Raw genomic sequence first — 1,364 nt, forward strand, 5'->3', positions numbered from 1 at the left:
GACGCGTTCACGCAGATCGGCTGACAGGGCTGAGGGCATCCAGCTCTCCTCCTTGGAAAGCCGCGCATCGAATCACATCTGCGCCGCCCTCGAAACCCAAGTCGACTCAAGCCGATCGGACACCGCTCTAGTGCAATGACGCATTCAGAGGATTCACGGATGGGCGGCGATGTGCGAGTCTGGGCGGATGGCTCAGACTGTCTGCGTACTCCTCGCTGAGGCCGCCACGGCGCGGCTGACGGCCCTCGCCACCGACCGCTCTTGTCCACTCAAGCACATTCTGCGCGCCCAGATCGTGCTGAAGTCGGGCGAACGCCTGACGGTGCAGGAGATCGCGCGGCAGACCGGCGTGACCCGACCGGCCGTCTGGCGCTGGCAGCAGCGTTACGCCGAAGAGGGCGTCGAGGGCCTCTTGGGCGACAAGACCCGCCCGCCCGGCAAGGAGCCGCTGCCCGCCGGCACGGTCGCGCATGTGCTGGCCCTGACCTGCTCAGAGCCGCCCGGCGAGGTCACTCACTGGACCGGCCGTGCCGTAGCCGAAGCGACCGGTATCTCGCTGCGGTCCGTGCAGCGGATCTGGCAGGCCAACCGGCTTCAGCCGCACCGGATCCGTACCTTCAAGCGTTCGAGCGACCCTGCCTTTGCCGAGAAGGTGGAGGACGTGGTGGGGCACAACACAAGACCCGCCGGCCCATGCCGTGGTGCTCTCGCTCGATGAGAAAAGCCAGATCCAGGCTTTGGAGCGCACGCGTCCCGATCTGCCGGTCGCCCCCGGGCACCCGGCCGCCCAGACCCACGACTACACTCGGCACGGCACCACGACGCTGTTTGCCGCCCTCGACGTCCTCCATGGCACCGTGATCGGCCGCTGCATGCAGCGCCACCGCCACGGCGAGTTCATCCGCTTCCTCAACTCCGTCGAAGCCGCCGTGCCGACTGGCAAGGTCATCCATGCGATCCTCGACAACTACGCCACACACAAGCACCCGAAGGTGCGCGCTTGGCTTGCACGCCATCCGCGCTGGACCTTCCACTTCACGCCGACCTCGGCATCCTGGCTCAACGCCGTCGAGGGCTTCTTCTCCGCCCTGACCCGTCGCCGCCTACGACGCGGCACCTTCACGGGCGTGGTCGATCTCCAAGCCGCCATCAAGCGCTACATTGCCGAGCACAACAGCCGCGCTCGGCCTTTCACCTGGACCAAACCAGCCGCACAGATCGTCAGCGCTGTCGCCAGACTCCCATGAACCATCTGAATGCGTCATTGCACTAGAGCGGTGTCCGATCGGCTTGAGTCGGCTGGGGTTTCGAGGGCGGCGCAGATGTGATTCGATGCGCGGCTTTCCAAGGAGGAGAGCTGGATG

1 pseudogene is annotated in these 1,364 nt (G+C 66.2%); it reads left to right on the forward strand.

Features of this window, described 5'->3' with window-relative positions:
• Positions 1–187 precede the first annotated feature (187 nt).
• A pseudogene (locus ASF60_RS19585) lies at positions 188–1,247 on the forward strand (IS630 family transposase).
• The last annotated feature ends 117 nt before the right edge of the window (positions 1,248–1,364 follow it).

This window comes from Methylobacterium sp. Leaf113, assembly GCF_001423325.1.
In the GTDB taxonomy this organism is placed as follows: Bacteria; Pseudomonadota; Alphaproteobacteria; order Rhizobiales; family Beijerinckiaceae; genus Methylobacterium.